Annotated in this window: 22 protein-coding genes and 1 riboswitch; of the genes, 12 read left to right on the top strand and 10 right to left on the bottom strand. The window is 34.5% G+C overall.

What is annotated here, in order from left to right; all coding sequences use genetic code 11:
- Positions 1 to 376 precede the first annotated feature (376 nt).
- The 4 genes from G4D61_RS17230 to G4D61_RS17215 form a co-directional block, all read right to left on the bottom strand.
- Entirely contained in the window at positions 377 to 1063 is a 687-nt protein-coding gene (locus G4D61_RS17230) for a hypothetical protein (RefSeq protein ID WP_163174553.1), read from the bottom strand.
- 311 nt (positions 1064 to 1374) lie between these two features.
- On the bottom strand, positions 1375 to 1752 hold the full coding sequence (locus G4D61_RS17225) for a type II toxin-antitoxin system HicB family antitoxin (protein WP_163174551.1): 378 nt from the start codon (positions 1750 to 1752) through the stop codon (positions 1375 to 1377).
- Positions 1753 to 2377: 625 nt separating this feature from the next.
- Complete coding sequence (locus G4D61_RS17220) at positions 2378 to 2932, bottom strand: VanZ family protein (protein WP_163174549.1); 555 nt, start codon at positions 2930 to 2932, stop codon at positions 2378 to 2380.
- 14 nt (positions 2933 to 2946) lie between these two features.
- Positions 2947 to 3288, bottom strand: coding sequence for a hypothetical protein (locus G4D61_RS17215; RefSeq protein WP_163174547.1), 342 nt, complete (start codon positions 3286 to 3288; stop codon positions 2947 to 2949).
- A 158-nt stretch (positions 3289 to 3446) separates the two neighbouring features.
- Here G4D61_RS17215 and G4D61_RS17210 point away from each other — a divergent pair, with 158 nt between their 5' ends.
- From G4D61_RS17210 to G4D61_RS17200, 3 genes are all read left to right on the top strand, one after another.
- Entirely contained in the window at positions 3447 to 4130 is a 684-nt protein-coding gene (locus G4D61_RS17210) for an ABC transporter ATP-binding protein (RefSeq protein WP_163174545.1), read from the top strand.
- A complete protein-coding gene (locus G4D61_RS17205; RefSeq protein ID WP_163174543.1) occupies positions 4123 to 6588 on the top strand; it encodes an FtsX-like permease family protein in 2466 nt (821 codons plus the stop codon). The genes G4D61_RS17210 and G4D61_RS17205 overlap by 8 nt, the downstream gene beginning before the upstream one ends.
- Positions 6589 to 6799: 211 nt before the next feature.
- Positions 6800 to 7882: an SH3 domain-containing protein gene (locus tag G4D61_RS17200; RefSeq protein ID WP_367613799.1), complete on the top strand. Its 1083-nt coding sequence runs from the start codon at positions 6800 to 6802 to the stop codon at positions 7880 to 7882.
- A gap of 105 nt (positions 7883 to 7987) precedes the next feature.
- Here the strand turns inward: G4D61_RS17200 and G4D61_RS17195 are convergent, their stop codons facing one another.
- A complete protein-coding gene (locus G4D61_RS17195) occupies positions 7988 to 8758 on the bottom strand; it encodes a (S)-acetoin forming diacetyl reductase (protein ID WP_035354030.1) in 771 nt (256 codons plus the stop codon).
- A gap of 385 nt (positions 8759 to 9143) precedes the next feature.
- On the opposite strand from G4D61_RS17195, the gene G4D61_RS17190 reads away from it, so the two are divergent.
- The 3 genes from G4D61_RS17190 (at position 9144) to G4D61_RS17180 (ending at position 13051) form a co-directional block, all read left to right on the top strand.
- Positions 9144 to 9338, top strand: coding sequence for a hypothetical protein (locus tag G4D61_RS17190; RefSeq protein ID WP_025729451.1), 195 nt, complete (start codon positions 9144 to 9146; stop codon positions 9336 to 9338).
- Between the two features lie 421 nt (positions 9339 to 9759).
- The gene (locus tag G4D61_RS17185; protein WP_163174539.1) at positions 9760 to 9945 is read left to right on the top strand and encodes a DUF4177 domain-containing protein; all 186 of its coding nucleotides are present in this window, start codon (positions 9760 to 9762) and stop codon (positions 9943 to 9945) included.
- A 289-nt stretch (positions 9946 to 10234) separates the two neighbouring features.
- Positions 10235 to 13051 (top strand): DEAD/DEAH box helicase, encoded by a 2817-nt coding sequence (locus tag G4D61_RS17180; protein ID WP_205603311.1) that lies wholly within the window; start codon positions 10235 to 10237, stop codon positions 13049 to 13051.
- A 19-nt stretch (positions 13052 to 13070) separates the two neighbouring features.
- Here the strand turns inward: G4D61_RS17180 and G4D61_RS17175 are convergent, their stop codons facing one another.
- The gene (locus G4D61_RS17175; protein ID WP_163174535.1) at positions 13071 to 13469 is read right to left on the bottom strand and encodes a (deoxy)nucleoside triphosphate pyrophosphohydrolase; all 399 of its coding nucleotides are present in this window, start codon (positions 13467 to 13469) and stop codon (positions 13071 to 13073) included.
- A 397-nt stretch (positions 13470 to 13866) separates the two neighbouring features.
- On the opposite strand from G4D61_RS17175, the gene G4D61_RS17170 reads away from it, so the two are divergent.
- Entirely contained in the window at positions 13867 to 15345 is a 1479-nt protein-coding gene (locus G4D61_RS17170) for an aldehyde dehydrogenase family protein (RefSeq protein ID WP_163174533.1), read from the top strand.
- A gap of 144 nt (positions 15346 to 15489) precedes the next feature.
- On the opposite strand, the gene G4D61_RS17165 is transcribed toward G4D61_RS17170, so the two are convergent.
- On the bottom strand, positions 15490 to 16872 hold the full coding sequence (locus tag G4D61_RS17165; protein WP_205603310.1) for an MFS transporter: 1383 nt from the start codon (positions 16870 to 16872) through the stop codon (positions 15490 to 15492).
- A gap of 134 nt (positions 16873 to 17006) precedes the next feature.
- Entirely contained in the window at positions 17007 to 17579 is a 573-nt protein-coding gene (locus G4D61_RS17160) for a cysteine hydrolase family protein (protein ID WP_163174530.1), read from the bottom strand.
- Between the two features lie 119 nt (positions 17580 to 17698).
- Here G4D61_RS17160 and G4D61_RS17155 point away from each other — a divergent pair, with 119 nt between their 5' ends.
- Positions 17699 to 18301, top strand: coding sequence for a TetR/AcrR family transcriptional regulator (locus tag G4D61_RS17155; protein WP_025729462.1), 603 nt, complete (start codon positions 17699 to 17701; stop codon positions 18299 to 18301).
- A gap of 39 nt (positions 18302 to 18340) precedes the next feature.
- On the opposite strand, the gene G4D61_RS17150 is transcribed toward G4D61_RS17155, so the two are convergent.
- Both G4D61_RS17150 and G4D61_RS17145 read right to left on the bottom strand, forming a co-directional pair.
- Positions 18341 to 18550, bottom strand: coding sequence for an arginine deiminase family protein (locus G4D61_RS17150; RefSeq protein WP_367613798.1), 210 nt, complete (start codon positions 18548 to 18550; stop codon positions 18341 to 18343).
- Positions 18551 to 19230: 680 nt separating this feature from the next.
- A complete protein-coding gene (locus G4D61_RS17145; RefSeq protein WP_367613797.1) occupies positions 19231 to 19416 on the bottom strand; it encodes a Fur-regulated basic protein FbpA in 186 nt (61 codons plus the stop codon).
- A gap of 91 nt (positions 19417 to 19507) precedes the next feature.
- A riboswitch (SAM riboswitch) is annotated at positions 19508 to 19609 on the bottom strand.
- Positions 19610 to 20227: 618 nt separating this feature from the next.
- Here G4D61_RS17145 and cysT point away from each other — a divergent pair.
- From cysT to G4D61_RS17125, 4 genes are read left to right on the top strand one after another with little or no spacing between them, the layout of a single operon-like run.
- Positions 20228 to 21028, top strand: coding sequence for a sulfate ABC transporter permease subunit CysT (cysT, locus tag G4D61_RS17140; protein WP_163174528.1), 801 nt, complete (start codon positions 20228 to 20230; stop codon positions 21026 to 21028).
- Positions 21029 to 21031: 3 nt separating this feature from the next.
- Entirely contained in the window at positions 21032 to 21841 is an 810-nt protein-coding gene (locus tag G4D61_RS17135) for a sulfate ABC transporter permease subunit (RefSeq protein WP_163174526.1), read from the top strand.
- Positions 21831 to 22907, top strand: coding sequence for an ABC transporter ATP-binding protein (locus tag G4D61_RS17130; RefSeq protein ID WP_163174525.1), 1077 nt, complete (start codon positions 21831 to 21833; stop codon positions 22905 to 22907). The genes G4D61_RS17135 and G4D61_RS17130 overlap by 11 nt, the downstream gene beginning before the upstream one ends.
- Positions 22908 to 22955: 48 nt before the next feature.
- Positions 22956 to 23963, top strand: a complete 1008-nt coding sequence (locus tag G4D61_RS17125; protein ID WP_367613796.1) for a sulfate ABC transporter substrate-binding protein — start codon at positions 22956 to 22958, stop codon at positions 23961 to 23963.
- The last annotated feature ends 313 nt before the right edge of the window (positions 23964 to 24276 follow it).

The following is a 24276-nucleotide window of genomic DNA, read 5'->3' as shown; positions in this document are numbered from 1 at the left end:
TTCGACGTTGACGTGGCATAATAGCACGCTCCCTTAGGTTAGTATGTTAAGTGTACTAGCCCTTATAGTATCTGTCCAACTTAGTGTAGCCGATTCAATTTATATCATCGGAGCATCTGAAAGGGAAAGAAAAAGAAGAGGCTCACTAGCCGCCCGCGGAAAGCGAAGTATATTTCCGGAGCGGCATTAGATCGCAATAATCGGATTTTCTTTAGTTAATATACTTTTGTCCCAGTCTCTTCTTTTTGGTTGCTACTACATTGGATTATGGTAAAATAATCGCTTTATTCCTTGCGCGTACAAAAAGTGATGACTATCATCTTAATACATCGTTCCATTTATTTTCTCTTCTCCATTAGATATGAATTCATTCTTATTATGAATTTTTCTCTTTGTATGTACCATCTTGATAAACTTTATAAATATCTAATGTACCCGAACCGCCATTTTTTTTCATAGATTTTGAATATAAAGTAATCGTATAATAGGATCCTTTATCATCTTTATCTAACTGTCCGCCCATATCATCAAAAAGAACATCATTATCCTTTTCCATTTTCAATTGACTTTTTAAGTAAGTGGCAGCAGCATTTCCGGAAGTAATGTTAGTTTTTTGAGTCTTACTGTTCGTTACGTCAGTAGTTGAACTTGAGTTTGGTTCGGAAGCGTTTGTGTTCGTTTTTGAATTTTGTTGACTGCTACTCTTTTGACTACTCGCTGAATTACTGCTATTCTCGCTACTTTTTATACTACTTGTTGTATTTGCTTCTCCTGCATCTGCTGAATTATTGTTAGATGTTTGCATTGTACTGTTTTCATTATTTGTACTTTGTTTCAAATTCTTGTCTTTGTCCGCAGTATCCTGTGAAGAAGTTGTATTTGCCTTTTCTTGTTCGGATTGGTTACTCGTTTGTTGTGTTTGACCTTTATCATCTGAATGACTTTCTTGCTTAGAGCTAACGCTTTCACTTTTTTTAGAATGAGAATTTTGTGATTGTGAAGAATGACACCCCGTCATAACAAACATAAGTACAGTAACTAATATGAAATGAATTAATTTCATGAATAGGACCCCTTTCCTATTTAATGATAAATTTTCAAAAATTATCAGTCAATGGCTATAGTGGAAAAAGGTATTATATACATTACATTGTTTAAAAAAGGAAGGTCTTAACCGCCAGATCCTGAATTAAGCGAGCAGCAGTGTTGGATCCTTAATTTTGTAATAAGACCCCTTATATAATACTGTTACATCCTTACTTCTTGGGATGTTTACAACAAATGGCTTTTGTAAAAAAAGTCACCTTGATTTTTATATTTAAGGTGATTTTTTTGAAAGTTTAAGTGCAACGTAGAGCTTACTAGAGAGTAGTATTAAAAATAATCTTTTCGAAATAAGTTTTTAATTATTTCTTCCATCCGCATTCTTTTTTCTGTCTCTATACTTGATTTATGGTAACTATCAATTTGCTCTTTTAAGTTTTCAATTGCTTCTTCCTCAGTAACCCCCATTCCTTTACATAAACGAAATGAGTTGCATCGTGCAGTATAAAATTCTTCTTCTGTTTTTTCAATGATAAAAGGTACAAAAATTGGAGTTTCAATAATTCGTTTATCGTTCATACTTTCTAAAGTTTCTCCGAATAAATCAAAAACTTCTTCAGGTGAAATTGGAAAACCATGTTTTGATCTTTCTGAAATTTTTTTAGCTATTTCATGTAAAAAATCTATGTCTTTATTATTCTCTTTCATTATTTTAGCTCCTCAATTTATAATGTAGATCAACATTCTTTCTTGATTAATTCTACTGTACTTCGTTTCAAGTTATCAATATCTTCTAAGAATTATTGAAAGAAAGGTGGTAAGAAAAATAATGATCAAGCTGTTCTAAAGCAAGTTAAGAGTATGAAGAAGAGAGTTTCACGGAGAATCAAATTACCGATTTAATCTGTATAATAAATGCCAATGATAAGTTGAAGGCCGTTATTACTGTGTATCTGAACTTATTTGTGCATAATTGCATGGATGAAATGATAGACGAGAGTTTTAACAGTTATTAGGAAAGTGGTTAAGTTGGTTATAACCTCGAATGACAATATAACCTTATTTAGGAATACTGGGTCTAAGTTGTTCAAACAAAAGGCACTAGATGAACTGTTTATCTCAATGAAAAGCAGTATGGATGACCAACTTGATTGAATCAAGAATCAATGTCCCTTCTCTTTTAGTGCTACCAATGGCAATATACTCCTGAATTGTTATTATGAATTACAAGGTAAGAAGGTCGGGTACTCTACCTGCACATTTCAACCTCTATCACTGGTATTGAAATTAGAGTAACCTAAGAATTAGATCACTCTATTCATTAAAAGATGTATTACATATAAACGCTATTTTTTAAAGTCGTTTTCATCAGACCTATTTTCATGATGTAAAATCCAAGCATAAAACCTATAAAGTTTAAAATTACATCATCAATATCTACTGTTCTAGTCCCCATCCTAAAAAGATATAGTCCAAGTTGTCCCACTTCTATTAATAAAGGAATTATAATGCCTGTTATGACTGTTGATTTGAAGGATATTCGCTTAAAGTAAAGCGGAAACAATAATCCTAATGGCAGGAGTAATAAAATATTCCCAAATAGATTACTAATCACAAGAGAATAGGGTAGAGAGTGATTTATTAAACTAATTGTATAGTTTCCTATTGTTTTAAAGGGAACGAAATTTAAGTCAATATATCCTAATTGTGCTGTCGGTTTTAGCCAAACAATATAAACGAGATAAGCAATATATGCAATTGAAAACACTCTTAAACACTCTTTTTTTGCATTCAATTTCTGCCTTTTAATTACAAGTAAACGAATCATCAAATAAATTAAGAGAATAGGCAAGACCCAAAAGATTAAACTGAATAATAACTGATTCATATAAAGACCTCATTCTATTGATTGATAGTTCCCTTCCCTGTAACCTTGTAACCCGTAGAAGAATATTTGTTTACAACAACTGCATAAGAACCTGAGTTTACACTTCCAATTGTTTTTGTGTAGCTGGAACCATTTGCAGAAATAGGATCAGCATAGTTCGTTAAAAATCTTTGTACTCCTACTTGGTATTTTGACTTTGATGAACTTTCACCACCATCTGCACTATATGTGTTTCCTTTTGCAGTTGTTTTAACTGTACCAGCTGATAATGTATGTTTTGTGTTACCGGTAACACTAGATGTGTTGAATGAATAACTATAGCTTGCTGCACTTGCAATTGTTGGCAACGTTAACAATAATACTAGACCAGAAGATAAAAAGTATCTTTTTTTAAAAATCCCCTCATTTTTCCATCCTTTTCCAAATATTTGTGATATTATTACTATACAATTATTATGAAAAAATTCAATATTTTTTTTATATAATGATTTTATAGTAGAAAAGAGGGATGAACATGTCGGTACTAATCAAAGCCGATGGAATAAGTAAAAGATACACAGTGAACAGCCATTACATGGAATTAAAACCTACTTCACTAACGATTGAAAAAGGAAAAATTTATGTTATCGAGGGACAAAGCGGAGCAGGGAAATCTACTTTGTTAAGTGTTCTTGGGGGAATGGAAGAACCGTCAATGGGTAAAATTTACTATAAAGGAAACTCTTTTTTTGATTTGAGTGAAGAAAAACAAGCTGAAATTAGAGGAAAGTATTACGGTTTTGTGTTCCAATCCTATCAGCTCATTCCTGAATTAACTGTTCAGGAAAATATCGAACTTCCACTTAAATTTGTGAAAAATAAAAAAGACAACATACATCATACACATGAACTAGCAGCATACTTAGGGATTCACTCCCAATTACATAAACATCCTGAATACTTATCTGGAGGAGAACAGCAAAGAGTGGCTATTGCAAGAGCACTTATTACCTCTCCAGAGATTATCTTTGCGGATGAGCCAACAGGAAACTTAGATACAATTACGACAAAAAAGATCATTAAGCTTTTTACTGAGCTTTGTACCGAAAAATCTATTTCATTCGTTGTTGTAACACATGAAAAGAATTTATTTGATCATCCTCATACTTTATTTAAAATGAAGAACGGTGTATTGGGAGTGGCAGAAGAACATGTTTAGGTTAGGGGCTAGAATGCTTTTTTCGAGAAAAAAGTGGTTATTAATTATGACTTTTTCCATTGCTATTGCAATTGCTTCTATTACTTCTATTTTTACTGCCTCTCAATTTGTAAAGAAAGCAGTTATAGATAAAGCTGAAGAAATGTATGGCAGTCATACTGGTTTTTTAACGGATGTTTCGGCAACAAAGCAAAAAATGTTAAAGGAAAATAAGAAGATAGCTGTTGGTGAATATGAAATACTAGGGAAAATGAATATAAATGACAATGTCGTTGCAACTGTAGGTTGGATGGATAAAGACGCTATTGCTATAGGAAATCTAAAATTAAATGACGGAAGATTTCCTCGTAGCTTTAATGAAGTTGCAATAGAATCTGCCTATTTAAAAGGGAAACTTAAGCATTGGAAAATTGGGGAGAAACGAAGATTAACTGTCGGAAATAAAAAAATTTCTCTTACACTTGTTGGCATCGTAGAAAATTATTCTGCGCAATGGTCCGTTCCTGTAGATTTTGAAAAGGGTGTTAATGATTTCCCAAATATTTTTGTTTCAAAAAAGGCATTTGTTGAAAATAATAACACTCACAATTTTTTAGTCAGGTTTTCAGGAAATAGTCAAAAAGCATCTGAAAGAATGTCCACTCTTCTTGATTTATATAATCAGCAGGGCAACCCGAATAGTCAATTATTTAATAATGGTCTTAATCTCGCAAGTACAATTACTTTTCTTTCTGTTTTTTTCCAAATATTCATTTTGTTACTGTCTCTATTTTCGATTAGTACTTTATTTTTGTATTTCATCCGTAATCAACATAAGAAAATCGGGATAATGAAAGCAGTTGGTTTTAATAATCGGACATTGTACAAATTATATATATACCAAACGCTCATTATTTTTTTACTTAGTTCTATATGTTCTATTCCCTTTGTCTTTCTATTTCAAAAGCTAATTATTCATTTTTCCTATAGAAGTGGTTTCCTTGATTTCTTATTTTTTATAAAACTAGTAGCAATGGCTTTAATCATTTACGTAATGTTCTTTGCTATTTTATTAACTATTTCATTAACAACGGTCAAAAAGGTAAATCACTTAACAGTGAATGAATTGCTTACAAGTTTTTCAACCTCTAAGTCAAATAAATATTATGATAGTATATCCAAATATTTCAATTCTTTTTATCAAAAGCAATTGGCAAAGCAAGTACTCATGTATCCGAGGCAATTTATACTAATTATTTTGATTGTTAGTTTTTCAGTATTGACTTTCATTTTTGCAAATTATTTTCAAAAGGAAAACCTTTATGGATGGGATAATATTAAATCAAAATATTACTTAAACTCACAGCAACTCTTTGGTTTTGAGATAGTTCAAAATTTAAAAGTATTGCATCGCCAAGGGTTAATATATTCAATTAACGATGTTGAGCAGCTTGAAAAACATCCGGGGGTTCTTTATATTGAAAAAATTCCTTTTATGGAAGATGTCGAAACTTTAATAGATTTGCAAGCTATTACACCGTCCCTTACTCAATGGATCTATCATACAGATTCGCATTATAAAAAATACGAAGGAAAAGTTATTATTCCGAATGTAAGGTATGTGATTTTTGACAAACATGATATGAATGATTTAATTACTCGAAAAAAATATAGAGAGACTAAAGAAAAAGTCATTATTTTTAATCCAATCCATTCTAATAGTGAAGAAGAAAAATCTTTAATTGGTAAAAATATATCTTTAATTAAGATGTATAACAGCTCGTCAGGACGAAAGGTTAAAGAAAAAGATCTTGAAGTTTTAGATGTCATGAACGAACCGTATACTTATAAAATTAATCAAACGACAAAAATGAAGAATGAAGACTATTTAACAATTGCAATGGATAAAGAAACTGCAATAGAGTCAGGTTTATTCAAAGGATATAGTGAGCTTTATATTTTTACTAAAAAGGACTTATCTCAAGAAAAATCAACGAATCTCGATAAACAAGTGAAAAATATTACATCAACCGTACCGGGAAGTTTAATGGAAGACATCACCTCGGTCATTAGGGACAATGCTAATTTGTTTAATTTATTTAAGGTGTTCGGTGCTTTGCTGTTCTTCGTTTCTATTTTGCTAACGACTATAAGTATGACAATTATTCTATTCAGTAAATATCAATTACAAAAAAGGAATTGGGGAATATACTTATCACTTGGAATGAGTAAAAAGAATATTTCAACATTCTTCTTTTGTGAAATGCTCAGTTATATCGTGATTTCAATGATTTTCAGTTGGTTTATTTTTAGTGTCGCCATATTTATTTTACATCCTCGTTATTCATATTTCTTTTATGCAAAATATTTCTTCTTAGCTTATTTCATTATCTTTTGCCCAATGTTGATTGGAGGAGCGCTGCTAAAAAGTATCATAAAAAAACAATCCATTGCTTCCATTTTAAGGAGAGAGGAATAAGTGTCTTGCGCCGGAAAATACAAAAATATAATAAACATAGTGATTGGAGTTAAATTCAATTCAGGATAGAGTCAATATCAATCACTTTTCCATTGTTTTCCCTTTACCCAAAGCCTTCTCTTTTGGAAATAGATAGAAAAACAGAGGGAATCGGCATATAATATATACGTAAAAAGGGAAGCGATTTTGATTAAAGGAGGGGAAGTAGTTGGTGAAAAAGATATTTGCAATCCTTGTTGCAATTTCGGCCTTATTTATAGGGCTTCATATGGCTAAACCGGTTGATGCTGCATCAGCTAAAACAAAGTATGTCACAGCAAGTGCATTGAATGTGCGAACTGGTCCAGGAACGAAATATAAAGTCATCACAACAATTAAGAAGAATCAATCTGTAAAGGTGACGCAAACGAAAGGTTCTTGGGATAAGATAACAGTTGGCAGTAAGACAGGCTGGGTATCAAATACATATTTAACTACGAAGAAGCCTGCACTTTCTAAAACAATGTATGTCACAGCAAGTACGTTGAATGTGAGGACTGGTCCTAGTACAACGTATAAAGTTGTCACAGTCGTCAAGAAAAACCAATCGGTAAAAGTAACGCAAACGAAAGGTTCTTGGGATAAAGTAGCGGTAGGGAGCAAAACAGGCTGGGTTTCGGGAAAATATTTAACGTCGAAAAAACCAGCAGCTCCTAAAAACTTAGCAGCAGGTTTAAAAACTGTAGGAAGCAATAAGCAATTAATTCTTGTCACTTCCAATGGATATAATACGTCTTCTGCTGACATTCATACATATGAGAAGAATTCTAAAGGACAATGGGTTCCTGTCTTAACTGCAACAGGGCATATTGGAAAATATGGATTCACTGCAAACATGAGTGAAGGCGGCAAAAAATCTCCAATTGGGAAGTATACAATTGGAACAGCTTTTGGACGAAAAGCCAATCCGGGAACGAAATTACCATACCGAAGAATTACAAGTGATGATGTATGGGTAGATGATCCAACATCGTCGCTTTACAACACATGGCAATCCCGTCAAAAAACTAAGGGAAAATGGAAAAGTGCTGAAAACATGAATATTCCTGCATATACTTACGGTTTTGTAATTAACTACAATACAAAACGTATTCCATATAAAGGCAGTGCAATCTTCTTCCATATTGGAACTAGTTATACTCTTGGCTGTACAGCAACATCTGAAACAAATGTTGTAAAAATTTTAAAATGGCTGGACCCTAAAAAGAAACCAGTTATCATTCAAACGCCTATTCAAGAGCTAAACAAATACTAAAAGGAGCGGAACTGCATTGGATAAGATCTCCGTTGCAGTTCCGCTTGTTTTTCATCTTTTCTATTATTGAAGAGGCTGTTGTTTGAACATAGTCAATCGAACAAATTAATGGAATTGCATGCCGCCATCAACGATAATGGTTTGTCCAGTAATATAGTTTGAGTCTTCTCCTGCCAGAAATGAGACAACATTCGCGACATCTTCTGGTTCAGACAAACGTTTAAGAGTGATGTCTTTCGCAAATTGTTGCATACCCCATTCATCATCTTTTCCGGCATTTTTCCCAACATTGTGGGCGATGTCCATCATCATTGGGGTTTTCACAATACCTGGAGCATAGGCGTTTACAGTAATTCCTTCTTCTGCTAAATCACGGGCGGCCACTTGAGTGATTCCTCGAACAGCAAATTTTGTTCCACTGTAAAGGGCTAGGTTAGGATTTCCTACGACCCCAGCTTGGGAAGTAGCATTGATAACTTTTCCGCCGTGTCCTAATTTTTTCCATGCCTCATGGGCAGCTTGAATGCCCCATAAAACGCCGCCGACGTTAACACCGTATACTTTTCTAAATTGATCTTCTGTTATCGTATCAATTGGAGTCGTAGGACCAACACCAGCATTATTGACAATGACATGTAAGTCGCCAAATTGATCGACGGTTTCGTTTACTGCTGCAAAAACATCATCCCGCTTTGAGACATCTGCTTGAATCGCAATTGCCTTACTTCCATCACTTGAAAGATGTTCAGCTGCTTTTTGCGCAGTCTCTATATTGTAATCTACTAAACTAACATAAAATCCATCTTTAACGAGTCTTTCTGCAATTTTTAATCCAATTCCTTGTCCTGCACCGGTAACTAAAGCTACTTTTTTCATAAGATTACCTCCATTTGTTTAAAAGCTCTCTTACTAAATGATAGATAGGACGAATAAGTGAAGTATTTCACTTACAGCTTAATGTTAACGCCAACTATTTGTGAAAGGCAAATAAAACAAGACGCTTTACATTAAAAAATTTCTAAAAAACGACATTTTTTTGAATTTTTCAATGTAAAAAGGAAATATTGTTCACCGTATCTTTAAAACGACTAAGCTGCTTTTCATTCAATCTATTAATGTTTATACCCTCTCTTTCTTGGGTTATTCATCTAGCGCCAAAAAATGTATAGCACTTGCAATATATTTGAAAATGATACTGATATGACATCCGCGCATATTTCCACTTTCATTTATCATACTAAACATGGAAAGGAGGGATATGATGGCAAAACGGACAAAGAAACATGATGCTGCTCAAAAGAACAAGCAAGGATTTGATTCCAGTAAATCAGATTCTGAATTCTCTGCAGAATTGGGGAATGGAAGCGGAAGCGCAGCCGCAAACCGGGCGCATAAGGAAAAGGCTAAAAAAGAGAAGGCATCCAAAAACCAGGGAGAATGGAACGGGATGCACTGACATTCCCCTAAAGCAGAACCTTCACCTCTTCTTGAGGGAAGGCTTCTGCTTTTTTGATTACAATGATACTTCTGTAAGAAGCGGATATGTTCTCAAGTCTGATGAAAAGAGCCAGACTATTGGTCTCTGCAATTTATCAAAGAGGGGAAATCAAATATTAGAGATAAATGAACGACGTAAAAATCCATATAGCAAAAATTAAATTTTTATCCCCAAAATTTTACAACCCAGAAAACCCCAATAATAGACAAATATTAAAAAGTTAGGAATAAAGCAGACAGACATTACTGATAAAATTAACTTTATAAATATGATGCAGTTATTTCTGATATATCCCATTGGATTGTCATTCATAAAATTGAAATATATCATTTATTGTGTGTAATTATACTAATCATAATATTTAATCAGATGTAATTCTATGAATAAATATGAATATAAAACTATAAAAATTGAAAGCAAAGGGTTTTTTAATACAAACATTCAAAATGATAAACGATTAAATGAGCTTGGAGAATCAGGATGTAAATTAATAACCGCTGTTGCTGAGCAATTTAAAGGTGATACGACTGCTTTTTACTACACTTTTATGAGAGAAAAACAATAATGTCTCCACTATTAGCTACAACACAAAACGCATTCCATTTAAAGGCAGTGCGATCCTTTTCTATAAAATGCTAGCTCTAAAGGAAACCAATCATCATTCAAAGGTCTATTTATGTGTTAAATAAATACTAAATTAGGCGGAACTACATTGGATAAGATATCTTTTGTAGTTTTTTTGCCAATATGAAAATCCTTATGCCTTTTCTATATAGAAATTCTTTTATTTTTTCATATATATAGTATTATTTTTTATGAAATATATATAAATGGATTGAGGAATGAGAAATAAAATGGAATTGGTTCAAGGAAATCTAATCGTAAATTCTGATAGTGGAAATTTATTAAGAGAGTTAGTAAAAGCGATGAGCGAGTGTGAACGTTTTTATTTCAGTGTTGCTTTTATTAATTTTAGCGGATTACAGCTACTTCTTGATCCTTTGAAGGAAGCAGAGAGAAAGGGAATTAAAGGTAAGATTATTACTTCCACTTATCTAAACTTCACTGATGCAAAGGCTTTAAAAAAAATACGAGAATTCAATAATGTAGAATTAAAGGTTTTTGTTACTGATAAAGAGCTTGGTTTTCACACGAAAGCTTATATATTTGAGAACAAAGATAACTACAAGATAATTATCGGCTCATCAAATATTACTCAAAGTGCACTGAAAAGTAATATTGAGTGGAATGTCGGGATTATTACAAAAGAGAATGGTCGGTTTATTCAAGATGTATTAAAAGAATTCGATTATCTATGGAGTAGGAGTGATGAAGCCGATCATGATTTTATTGTGAGATATGAAGATTTTCTAAAAAGCCTTAAGAATACACAAACAACACATCTGTTAATTTATGAGAATAAACAGAAGTATATTATCCCAAACAGAATGCAAAGGCAAGCTACCGAGAATTTAGAACGACTTAGAAGTTTTGGAGAGAAAAAGGCACTTGTTATTGCTGCGACTGGTACAGGTAAAACATATATGTCGGCTTTTGATGTAAAGCAAGTAAAACCTAAGAGACTTCTTTTTATTGTACATAGGGAAGAAATACTGAAAAAGGCAAAAGAAACTTTTGAATTACTTCTTCCTAATGAAGACATTACTATAGGCTTGTTAACAGGAAATTATAAACAAAAAAATGTAGATTATGTGTTTACCACCATTCAAACTATTTCTAAATGTTTTCATGAGTTTGATAAAGGAGAATTTGACTATTTAATCATTGATGAAGCCCACCATGCAGCTAGTCCGACCTATCAAGCTGTTTTAAATTATTTTGAGCCACATTTTACTTTGGGGATGACAGCTACTCCAGAGAGAAGTGATGGTTATAATGTATTTGATCTGTTTGATAATAATGTTGCATTAGAGGTTCGTTTACATGAGGCCTTAGAAGACGAGTTGGTTATACCTTTTCATTACTTTGGAATAACGGATATTGAGGGCATTGATTTAAGTGACGTAGATATTGATGATATTGCTGAAATCACGAAGAGGTTAAAGGTAAATGAACGAGTTGATTTTATTATTGAAAAAATGAACTTCTATGGCCATGACGGAGAAAAAAGAAAAGGTCTTGGATTCTGTGCCAGTATTGAGCACGCTCAATACATGGCTAGTGAATTTAATAAAAGAGGATATGAAAGTGTTTGCTTGCATAGTGCAAATTCACCAGAGATACGTGAACAATATATAAATCGATTAGAAGATGATCATGATCAGTTGGAATTTATTTTTTCGGTTGATATTTTTAATGAAGGTATCGACATTCCTTCTATCAATACTGTGCTTATGTTGCGACCAACCAATTCCCCGATTGTGTTTATTCAGCAATTAGGAAGGGGATTGCGAAAGCACGCTGAAAAGAATTTCTTAACAGTTCTTGATTTTATTGGGAATCATAATAAGGCATTTCTTATTGCATTGGCATTAAACGGAAGTCGTTACTACGATAAAGAGAGCTTGAAGGTAGCAATGAAAACTGGATTTGCTAGTATACCTGGTTGTACTCATATTCAAATGGATAAAATAGCTCAGGAAAGAATTTTGGCACAGATTGATAAGGAAAACTTTAATTCAATGAAGTATTTAAAGGAAGAGTATTTTGAATTTAAAAAGCTAAATCAGGGAAGAATTCCATATTTATTAATGGATTATGTGAAATTTGACGGTGCACCTGACCCAGTTAAATTTATTGATCGTGAAAAAACATACTTACAATTCGTGTCTAAAGTAGAGAAAAATGATTATATAAATGAATTATTACAAAACGAAGCATTTAAAGGAACGTTAAAAGAATTATCTAGTAAATTGCCACTTAAACGGGTTTATGAATTTGTTATCATTCAATATTTATTAAATAACGATGAAATTAATCTAGAAATTGCAAAACAACAAATTTTAAAGGTAGTTAATCATGTTGAAGAGGATAGTATTTTACATGCATTTGAATGCTTAAATCAAGACTATTATGATAATGTCCAAATAAAGAATAAGCCTAAGTTAGTAGAGTTAAGCAATGGAAAACTGATTAAAACTTTTTTGCTAAATGAGTTGCTAGATAATGAGGAATACAGAAAATATATTGAGGACGTCGTTCACTATGGCATTTTCCGTTATGAAAAGGAATTTAAAAAAGAATACTATGGTGTTCCACATTTTAAACTCTATGAACAATATCAAATGGTTGATGCTGCTTTGTTATCCAATTATCGGAAAACCCATAGTTCATTTAGAGGATCAGGGCTTCTGACAAATGGGAATGACTATTTCTTGTTCATAGATCTACATAAGGAAGACGATATCAAAGAAAGTATAAATTACCAGGATAAATTTATAGATGAGCACTACTTTCAGTGGCAAACTCCAAATAGCACATCCCAGAAAACCGATAGAGGGAAAAACATTATTTATAATAATCGTCGAGGAATAAAACTTCATTTATTTGTAAGGAAATACAGAAAAATAGACGGAAAAAATGAGCCTTTTATTTATATTGGAACAGGAGATACTGTCCATTATGAAGGAGAGAAACCAATCACAGTTAAAATCAAATTGAAAAAACCAATACCTTCAAACTTATTTACAGAGTTAACTAAAAAAGTATAGTCTTCTCATTTTGAGAAGACTATTGTTCATTTATCAATTGTTCAACGGCAGGTATGTCTGCAGGAGCCCAATTTAATGAAGCTAAATTTTCCCTTTTTAGCCAAATTAGTTTGGAGTGTTCACTAGGTATTGGATTTCCTTCGACAACTCTACACTTAATGGAGATTAAGTTGATTATAAATGTTTCATATTCATGTGTGTTAATATTAAATACTTCTTTAAATGTTTCAATCTTACAGCTTAGCTCTTCAGCAATTTCTCTTTCAAGTGCCGAGTAAATGCTCTCATTTACCTCTACCTTCCCCCCGGGGAACTCCCAATGGTTTGGAACTGACATACGCGGGGATCTTAGAGCACATAGAATTTCTTGTTGATCATTTTCTATGATTGCAGCCACCACTTTTACGTGTTTTTTCATAATTGCCTCCTAATAATTTTGTTCTTTATATATGATATCATTTCTTTCACTATTGGAGTTTTGAAATTGACGAATTTTGTATTTTCGAAGTTCTAAAAGAGATGAATTTCTTATTGTTCAATAGAATTAATAGCGTTTATAAATTTATGCTATCAAAGGACAACATTAACATTAAGCAATGAATAGATAAAAAGAAGCAGACGTCATTCTGCTTCTTTTTAGTGATGAGCTAATCATTTGCTTATAAGACATAACCTTGTTACTATGAATTTGTTAATAATTATTTTATTAATCGTACAAATATGATATAGAGTAATAGGTTTTGTGATGAATGTTTAAAACCTAATATCTCAATATCGAGATTTTTATATACTTAAAGAGTAAAGGGGATTTTTGTATGCAACAGGAACAAATTGTTGTCAATGCAATCATTGACGGGGAAAAAATTACAACTGAAAAATTGGCTCCGCGGGAGAACCCAGCTCGTCCAAATGAGATTGTTGGCTATTATCCGATTAATACACGTGAGGAAGCTGCTAAAGCAATCGATTCTGCAGCTAATGCCTTTCCGGGCTGGGCTAAAACGCCAATGAAAGAACGGGTTGAACGGATGAGAAATGCTGTTCAAAAGATTAAAGATGCAGCGCCAGAAATTGCAAAACTGCTGTCAACAGAACATGGGAAACCATTGTATGATGCAGAAGGGGAAATCGGTGTTTCTTTAATGTGGATGGAATTTGCATGTGATCATGCAGAAGAAGTGTTACGAAATGAAGTAATTGAACATAGCACAGGAAAAACGATTATTGCGAAAGATCCAAAGGGCGTTATTTCAGCAATTACACCGTGGAACTATCCATTATCACTGTCAACCATTAAAATTGCACCAGCATTATTAGCAGGTAACACAATGGTTTTAAAACCAAGCCCATTAGCACCATTAGCGGTTACGAAAGTTGCGGAAATGATTGCTGATGAATTTCCTAAAGGTGTCCTTAATATTGTGAACGGGGAAAGTGAAATTGGCGTTGAATTAACAACAAATCCAAAAGTAGCAAAAATTGCGTTTACAGGTGGAACGAGAACAGCAACACATATTATGAAGTCTGCAGCTGACACAATTAAGGATATGACATTAGAATTAGGGGGGAATGATGCGGCGGTTATTTTAAAAGACTTCGATGTAAATGATGATAGAGCGATGCGCCGTCTTGTTATTTCCAATTTCTTAACTGCCGGTCAAATCTGTATGATTGCGAAACGAGTATATGTAGACCGTGCGATCTATGATCAATTTGTAGAAAAATATATTGAAGCAGCAAACAAATGGATTAGAGTTGGTGATCCTTTTAATAAAGATGTTACGATCGGCCCTGTTAATAATAAAAAACAAGCTGAATTTGTCCAAAGTTTGATTGATGATGCTGTAAGCAAAGGTGCAAAAGCAATTAAATTAGGAAAAGTGTTAGATCAGGATCTATTCGAAACAGGTTACTTCTTACAGCCAACTTTAGTATTAGATGCCGTTTATAACGATCCAATTGTTGTCGAAGAACAGTTCGGCCCGACGTTGCCAATTTTACCTTTTGATGGTGATCAACATGCCATTGAACTTGTAAATGACAGCATTTATGGATTAACTAGCTCTGTTTGGGGGGAAGAAGAACACGCAATCGAAGTGGCCAAACAGATCCAAGCTGGAACGACGATGATTAATACTGCGGCGGTTCAAGGACTAGATGTACGTTTTCCATTTGGTGGCGTAAAACAGTCAGGTATTGGCCGTGAATATGGCAAAGAAGGTATTCTTGCCTACACAGACACACATGTCATTAATATTCCAAAAGTTGGAGAACTGCCTTACATTCCAGAATAAATATATATAAAGTAGATCTCTCCATTAAAGAGAAAGGTTTATAGAAAAAAGGTGTCCAGAACCAAACATTCTGAACACCTTTTTTCTATGTTGTCTCTTATTCTATTAATCACTGAAACTGTAGCGAGATCATGCCCGTCTTATTTAGTTGGATTTCTCGCGAACACCAACTTTGCTTAACGAACGATCAAACAGGGTAATCATGATGAGGATGATTCCGATGACAGAACTAAATATCGCAACTTCGTGAATACCAACTGTAATTGCGTCAGATTTTAAAAAGAGTCCGTTTGCCGAAGAAGCAAGCATAGCGCCCATGTACATAAATGTTCTTAATAAACCAGCTGACGCCCCCATTTGACTTGGAAGAGCTTGGAAGTAAACGGCGTTTTGATTGGCTAAACTTAATAACCCTTGAGGGAATCCTAATAATATAGCAATGATCACTAGAAAAACAAGGCTGCTCGTATGATCTGTGAACAGTAATAATATCATCGTGATGAATTGAATGATACTACCGACAACCAATTTCAAATGTATTGCCGGACTTTTCCCTGTCATTCGCGAAACGATGATAGACGTTAAAAACATTGGCAATAATAGCAGGCCAGCGTGCGAAGGTGATAAGCCCCTTCCTTTCTCTAGCCACTGAGAAAATCCATAGAGGAAACAATAGGAAACTGTAGCCGAAAGTAAACTACGAGCATAAGTCAATAATAACGGAGTATTTCCGCCTAATATGCGAATATCGATAAAAGGAACTTTAATGTTCAATTCAGTGATTGCAAAAATAATTCCGGCAATGATCGCAATGATTACTAAATAGAGTTTATGAAAGCTTGGATTCATTAAAAAAAGTAAAGCAGATATTAATGTAATGCCAAACAAAATTATTCCAGTAAAATCAATCGAAAATCTTTTTTTCTCTCCATCATTAGATAGTGAAGTTTTTGGAAAACGAAAGTACCCTAAAATAACACAAGCGAGTGATAGTGGAATATTTACTAAAAATGTACTTTGCCAACCGCCAATTTCAATAAGAAGGCCGCCTAATGTTGGGCCGATAACCGCAATCGTTTGGCTGGCAATTGCTAAAATTGTCAGTACACTCGTTGGACTATCATGGCCTGTTCGTTCTGCTTCACTGCGGATAAGATACATTGAGGCAGGGTATCCTGCGCAAGTACCAAGACCGAGCAACACTCTTGCAGCTACTAACCACCAAAGATTAGGGGCAAAAATTGCAATGAAACTAGATATGCCAACTAATGATGTTGCAATTAGAAAGAGAAGCTTTGGACCGAAAATATCAATCAATTTTCCGACGACCGGCTGTCCAATTGCTGTAGCTAAATATAGAGCCGAAACGAGCCAGGCTGTTTGTGAAGGCGGGGCACCAAATGCCTGGCCTATTGGAATTAAGGCAACTGAAATAATCGAAGAGTTGATAGGGTTAAGGATTGATCCTAAAACCATCGGTGTAATTAATTTTTGATTAAAAACATTATGCGTATCCGATTTGGACATATTTCTTCCTTCCTTCTTTCGTCCTGTAAAGTTTAAGATCATACAGTGCAATTTCGAAAGCCTGTTTCGATCATTAAAACAATGAAGGACAAACGGATAGGGCCGCTCCATCATAACGGAAACAGCCCTTTTGTTTAATTCAATGTATCAATCCAAGTATCGACAGTTAGAACATCGGCTTGGCGAGGGAAAATCTTCTCCATTAAAACTTTGTGAACCTCTTGGTCTCGGTCAAAACAAGCGTCAGCCAGCACATTAATCTTGAAGTCTTTGTCCGCCGCTTCACGCAAAGTAGAAAGAACAACCCCGCCCGTAGAAATTCCACTAAGAACAAGAGTATCGATTTGTTGCGCGCGCAAGATCATTTCTAGATTACTGCCGGCAAATGCGCTAACTCGATATTTCGTTACAACTGGTTCGTTGCCTTCTGGTTGAACAAGCTTATGGATTTGTGTTGCTTCATCATTGACAGTCATCGCACCATAGTTAGATATTGCGGAAAAAGCTTTGTTATTTGGGCTAATCTCTGGATAGCCTTTACTAAATCCAACTCTAACAAAAATCACGGGAATAGAGTGTTCGCGGGCCGCTTTGATTGCTTTCTCATATGGAACTAATGCTTCCTCTAAATTGTCTCCTAAATGTTGGACAATACCATTTTGTAAATCCATAATGAGTAATGCAGTTTTATGTTCTTGATTTTGCATTTGTTGTAATCTCCTTTTTATTAGGTTAGAATAAAGTGGAGAGCTCTCCCACTTATAATAAATGGAGATATCTCCACTTGTCAACATAAAGTCAATGAATTTTTTGGAGTGATGGCATAGTGAATGATGATAAATTATTTAACAGACGGACAGAACGACGCGATGCTGCTGAAAATCGCCAACGGATATTAGATGCTGCCCTAAGACTATTTAAAAAAAATGGTGTTGAACAGGTCAGCATGAATCAAATTGCAAAAGAGGCCGAAATCGGTTCAGGAACTCTTTATCGCCGTTATCGAAATAAAGGGGAGCTATGCCTCGATTTATTAAAAGAAAATGTTGTTATTTTCTTCGAGAATGCTGAAGCATATTTGGAAGATAATCGGACTGCTTCAGCAAGTGAGCGGCTAAAGGGGGTTCTCAGTTTATATATCCGCTTTAGAGAAAGCAAAGCACAGTTGCTAAAAGGGGTTGAAGACTCTACGGTAACTAACCGATCAAAACCGGGTACACATAGTCCGCTATATGATGAATTACATCAACTATTTGTAGAATTGTTTAATGAAATAGAACCCGGGACAGACAATGTGTTTAGAACAGATATGTTGCTTCAAGCTTTAAGAAGTGATGCTTATTTGTTTCAGAGAGAAGCACGCGGGCATACACCTGAAGAAATATTAGAACAGATCTGTGCATTATTTATTCCGATTCATGGATCATAAAGAAACAGCTCTTGAATGAACAAGAGCTGTTTCTTTATGTTAAATGTCTTCACGCATAAGTGGTAGTGTTGAACAATGGATACCTCCGCCAAGTTTTCGAATTTCTGTCACTTCAATTGGTATGACTTCGATACCATGATCGACGAGACTTTCCATCGTTCTATGGGCATCGACAGCAATTAGAACTTTTCCAGGGGAGACTGCTAAGCAGTTTGCTACCCTTTCTGGATCAGAAGGATCTGTATAGATGAGTTTTTTTATTTATGGGATTTAGAACGGGCGGCTATTCAACATATGATGGATATCTATATTATTGACATACTGTCTTCTACACTATATCAAATGCTTTTAGCAGAGGGGGAAAATAATTAAACAAGAAATCATCAATGAAAAAGGAATTATGTAATAGCAAGTAATTATGTTAAAGATGAGGCGGTTGGATCATCGTAAAACTTCATTACTTATCCTTGAGAAGCATTTACAGATAAATTCGATTCAATCAGTTTGTAAAATTACAATATGTTTATGGATCGAGATTCATGCATAGCGTATTCTTGAAGTAGAAAAGAATAAACCACGTGAAGGGTACTTATATGTCTCGTATATTGAAGTCTACATTTGTATAAAGTTATTCAGTATTGTTTACCCTAATCCCCTTTGTAGAAATAAGCGTTTTTAAATTATATTTTTTGAATATAACTAGATATAGTACTATCCTTCATTTCTATGGGAGGCAGAGACTCTATCTGGTAGCCTTCTCTTTGAGACAATTTCATATCTTGATAATACCCGAATTAAATTGTTCCAGTAAGTTCTTAAAGGTCTTGATAAATGTAGCTATCTTATAGACCTTGCTACCATGGCTTGGAACAGTTCTTCTTTAAAATTGAATTTAGTAACAATTTCGCTTACCAAGTGAACTTGAAAAACTAAAAGTTGTTTAATCTGATTGAACCAAAGCTGCTGTGCGGATGCCCTTTAGATTGAACTCTAAAATATTCATATTCCAACTCCGTTGACGTTAATTCAAACAGATGTTTTTTATCTTTTTTAAACTGTTCCACTTCAATTATTTTACTAATTAACTTGTTTCGTTTTTTTTTCAGTTGCTTCACACAATTTATCCATGATAAAAATCCTCTCCTTTATTTCTTAAGAATATTCTTAAAAGATAAGGAGAGGATGGTATGTTCATTATGTATCCTCAACTTATCTTCCAAGCTAAAACTTGTAGGACTTAGCACAGTATTCTATGAATCTGTTGCTGAGGTTTCATCGGGCCAGTCCCTCCACCTCTCTTGATAAGTATAAGTAATCGTTTTATAGTTTCTAAATTTGGTAATAATAAAATTACTCTTATTATTCCAATTTGTCAACTACATTTTAAATTAAAATTCAATGATTATTCGAGTGTAATTTATGAGACTAGTTAATAACACGGAAGTGAATTGTGAGGAACTTTTTAATTAGAGTCTAATTTAGCTTCATACTAATGGATTCTGCTCCTTAAATAGAAGGGGGAATTTCAACTATTTCCTTAATGAGAAATAGAAAATTGTCAATTCGTGATAAATTCAAACTATTCTTAAAACCCCCTTGACTGATCGGATTAGTTTATATAATATAATTATCAATAATTATAGGTGAATTTACCTGCCAATCCAAAAAACTTAAGTTTGGGGCATCTAGTAATAGTATGCTAGTTTAAATAAACACAGTAATATGTTTAATTTCACTGTATTAACTATAGTCCATAGTTTGAGGTGTAATGAAAGGAGAGAATAGTCAGTTATATAAAATGGGCCGCTTGTCTCTAAAAGAGAGTGAAAATTTTTAATTGCAGCAATAATCATTTGGGTATTGCTGCAATTATTACGATCTAATTAGTATTATTCGGATATGATTGGTATGAAATGGAGTGTCGTTATGAAACTACAAAGTTATCGTGTGGCAATACGGTCAGTTCTGATTGCCTATCTTCTCGTTCTTGTTATTTTACCGATATCAGCTGTCTATTTAAAAGGTTTTTCACTAGGCTGGTCTCCTTTTTGGAAAGAAATTTCCGGAATAATTGCCTGGAAAGCGATTATATTGACTTTTAAGCTTAGCTTGTTCACTACCTTGATTCAGGCCGTAGTAGGAACCTTTATTGCCTTTGTGTTAGTTCGCTACCGTTTTTTAGGAAATAAGTTTCTAAGCAGTATGGTGGATCTCCCTTTTTCACTACCGACCTCAGTATCAGGATTAATGTTTTTAACACTTTTAGGGAATCAAAGCCCTATTGGAAAATGGCTTGAATCAATAGGTGTTCATCTTCTCTATAATCAAGCTGCAATTGTTATCGGGATGACTTTTATCACATTTCCATTTGTTATTCGTACAGTTCAGCCATTGATCGAGCAGTTTGATCCTTCTGAAGAACAAGCCAGTTATACACTTGGTGCAGGTAAGGCAAGGACCTTTTTAAAAGTGCTACTTCCATCCGTTTTTCCTGGGATAATTGCTGGCAGTATGCTTGCCTTTTCTCGGGCACTATCAGAATTTGGAGCCCTTTCACTAATTTCCGGTAACCTTCCTGGAAAAACACAGGTTGCTTCAGTATTTATATACGGCGAAATTGAAAACAGCAATATACAAGGCGCCGCGGCCGTTTCCATTGTGTTGATTACTTTTTCTCTAATCGTGCTTTTACTAGTAAACATTTTTTTGAAAAGAAGGGATACTTAAAAAATGAGGCGGATCTTTATATTCATTACATATCTAGCATTTTTCCTAACTCTTATCTTGCCTTTTTCTAGTATTGTCATCGGGGCGTTTCAAAATGGAATGGGTGACTTTTTCGATGCTATAAAGAGAGGTGAGTCCATCCATGCCCTAACCGTTACGTTAATTATTGTGATTATTGTTGTTTTCTTGAATACAGTCATTGGAATTTTATTATCTTTGGAAATTGTTCGAAGTACATGGATGCCAAAATGGCTTCGCTCTTTCATTAATATAGTCATAGACTTGCCGTTTTCTGTTTCCCCTGTCATTGGTGGTTTGATGATCATTTTGCTTTTTGGACCGACAACTGTTCTGGGAATGTTTTTTGAACATATGGGAGTAAAAATTGTTTTTGCTCTTCCGGGTATGATTTTGGCAACAATCTTTGTCACTTTACCGCTTATGATTCGGGAAATTGTTCCAGTGTTAACTGAGCTAGGTACATCTTCTGAGGAAGCCTCTGCAACTTTAGGAGCAGGTCCGATCCATACATTCTTTCAAGTAACTTGGCCATCTATCCGCTGGGCAGTAAGTTATGGATTGGTTTTGACTATTGCGAGGGCAGCAGGAGAATTTGGTGCCGTTTTGGTTGTATCCGGTAATATTATCAATCAAACTCAGACAGCCACAACATTAGTGTATCAAGATTCAGTAGACAACGATACAGTTGCAGCTGATAGCATCGCATTACTGTTGGGCCTATTATCAATTATTGTCCTGTTGCTTTTAGAATGGATGAAACATAGGAAGGAAGGTAAATTTCATGCATATTGAAGTCAGAGAACTAGAAAAACATTTTGGCTCATTTCATGCTATTAACAAGACAAATTTTCAAATTCAGAAAGGACATTTGGTTGGACTGTTAGGACCGAGTGGAGGTGGGAAAACCTCTATCCTTAAAATGCTAGCAGGTCTTGAACAACCAGATTCCGGTGAAATTCTGTTTAATGGTACGTTAGCTAATTCATTACCTGTTCAAAAACGGGGGATTGGTTTTGTGTTTCAAAATTATGCTTTGTTCAAACATATGTCTGTGTTTGAGAATATTGCATTTGGTTTAAAGGTCAAAAAAGTAAAATCATCAGTGATAAAAGAACGTGTACGCTATCTTATAGAACTTATGGGGCTTGAAGGAAAGGAAAACAAATATCCTCACCAACTTTCAGGAGGCCAACGCCAACGGGTAGCTTTTGCACGAGCACTTGCTCCTGAACCGCAACTTCTCTTATTGGATGAGCCATTTGCAGCAATAGATGCAAAGATTCGTAAGGAATTACGGCATTGGCTCCGTAACTTAATAAGTGAATTTGGTACAACGACTATATTTGTAACACATGATCAAGATGAAGCGATAGAGGTCGCTGATGAGATCATTATTATTCATAACGGTAAGGTAGAACAACAAGGTACACCGTGGGAAATATACAATCAACCAGCTACAGCATTTGTTGCATCATTTATCGGTGAATCAAACAAACTCGAAACTCCTCTTTCACTTAATGGTTTTCCGGAATTAACAGATAGTGTCGCTTCGAAAAGTGATGCTCACATACTTATACGTCCGGAATGGATTGAGGTGCGACCTCAAAAATCCGCTAATTATGCAAGAGTCGGGGAAAGAGGTGTTGTTAAGCATATGCATTTTCGTGGAGAATCATGGTTTCTAGAAGTGGAAATCTTAAATAATGTTAAATTATTTACTTATCAGTCTATTAATCAAAAAGTTTTCCAACCTGGGGAAGAGGTTGATGTATTAATTCATAAGCTTTCTTTGATTACACCTGATGAAACACGAGTATTGGAAAATAAGTTAATCGATCCAATACCTGTATATAAATGAAAACAATCTTTTTCAATTATCACAACGATTACATTACTTTTAGCATTAGTGCTTTCTGGATGTTCATCTTCAAGTAAGTCAAGCACCAATCAAGGATCAGACAATCAAAAAAATAAGAAAACCGTTACACTTACTATTGGGGGTTACTCCACTATCAAAGATGAGTTTGAAGCCATTTTCCCTTTGTTTCAGAAAGAGTGGAAGAAAAAAACAGGGCAAACAGTTGTATTCAAAGAATCTTATCAAGGTTCAGGGTCGCAAGCTTTAAATATAACAAACGGCTTTGAGGCTGATATTGCGGCCTTATCTTTAGAGGGGGATATTGATAAAATTGTTAAAGCAGGATTAATTACACACAATTGGAAGTCTGCTCCGCATGGGGGCATTATTACAAAATCAATAGTAGCTTTCGGTGTCCGTAATGGAAATCCAAAAAAAATTCATGATTGGGCAGATTTAACGAAAAAAGGTGTGCAAGTTTTACTTCCAGATCCAAAAACTTCAGGAGGAGCACGTTGGGATGTAAATGCCATTTACGGTGCTGGATTAAAGAGCTCGGAAGAAAAGACAGGTAAAAAAGATCCAGAGCAAGCTAAGAAACTTCTTAGCAAAGTATATAAAAACGTGAAGTCATTAGATAAAAGCGGAGAAGAATCTATGTCTACCTTTGATAAAGGAAATGGCGATGTAATCATAACATATGAAAATGAACTAATTGATCGAATTAAATCTGGAAAAAATTATGAGGAAGTCATTCCTAAATATACAACTAGTATTGAAAACCCTGCCGCAGTAGTAGACAAATATGTTGATAAACATGGCACACGAAAAGTCGCCGAGGCTTTCTTGAAGTTCCTTTGGTCTCCTCAAGCTCAAAAAATATTTGCAGAAAGCGGGTTCCGTCCAGTTGATTCACAGATTGCTAAAAAGTACGCCGACAAATATACTCAGCCGGCGGGGTTATTTACAACGAGTTATTTGGGTGGTTGGAATAAAGTTGGAACTAAACTTTACGGTGATGGCGGAATATGGGATCAAGTAGTTGCAGGAAATTAATAACTAGAGTCATTATTTAGCAATATCTAAATAAAAATGGAGCAAGCTGTAGTAAATTCAGCTTTGCTCCTTTTTATTATTCCTTGAGAGTATGGGTTCTTTTCATAAAATTGTTACTCTTCCACACTTAAATAAAATCATTAAGCATTAGCTTGGAGCGGAAGGATGCGAGATGCCTGCGGGATTAGCGAGATCGCTGAGACCCCACAGACGAGCAGCGAGGCCACTGAAAATCTTACGTTTTTATATAAATTGATTTAGCAAAGGCAGAAAAAAGGCAGTTTGTTGTTCTAGTTCAGACAACAAACTGCCT

The organism is Heyndrickxia ginsengihumi, assembly GCF_011008565.1.
Classification (GTDB): domain Bacteria; phylum Bacillota; class Bacilli; order Bacillales; family Bacillaceae_C; genus Weizmannia; species Weizmannia ginsengihumi.
Note: the sequence above shows the minus strand (reverse complement) of the source record. Positions and strands in the feature narration are given on the sequence as shown.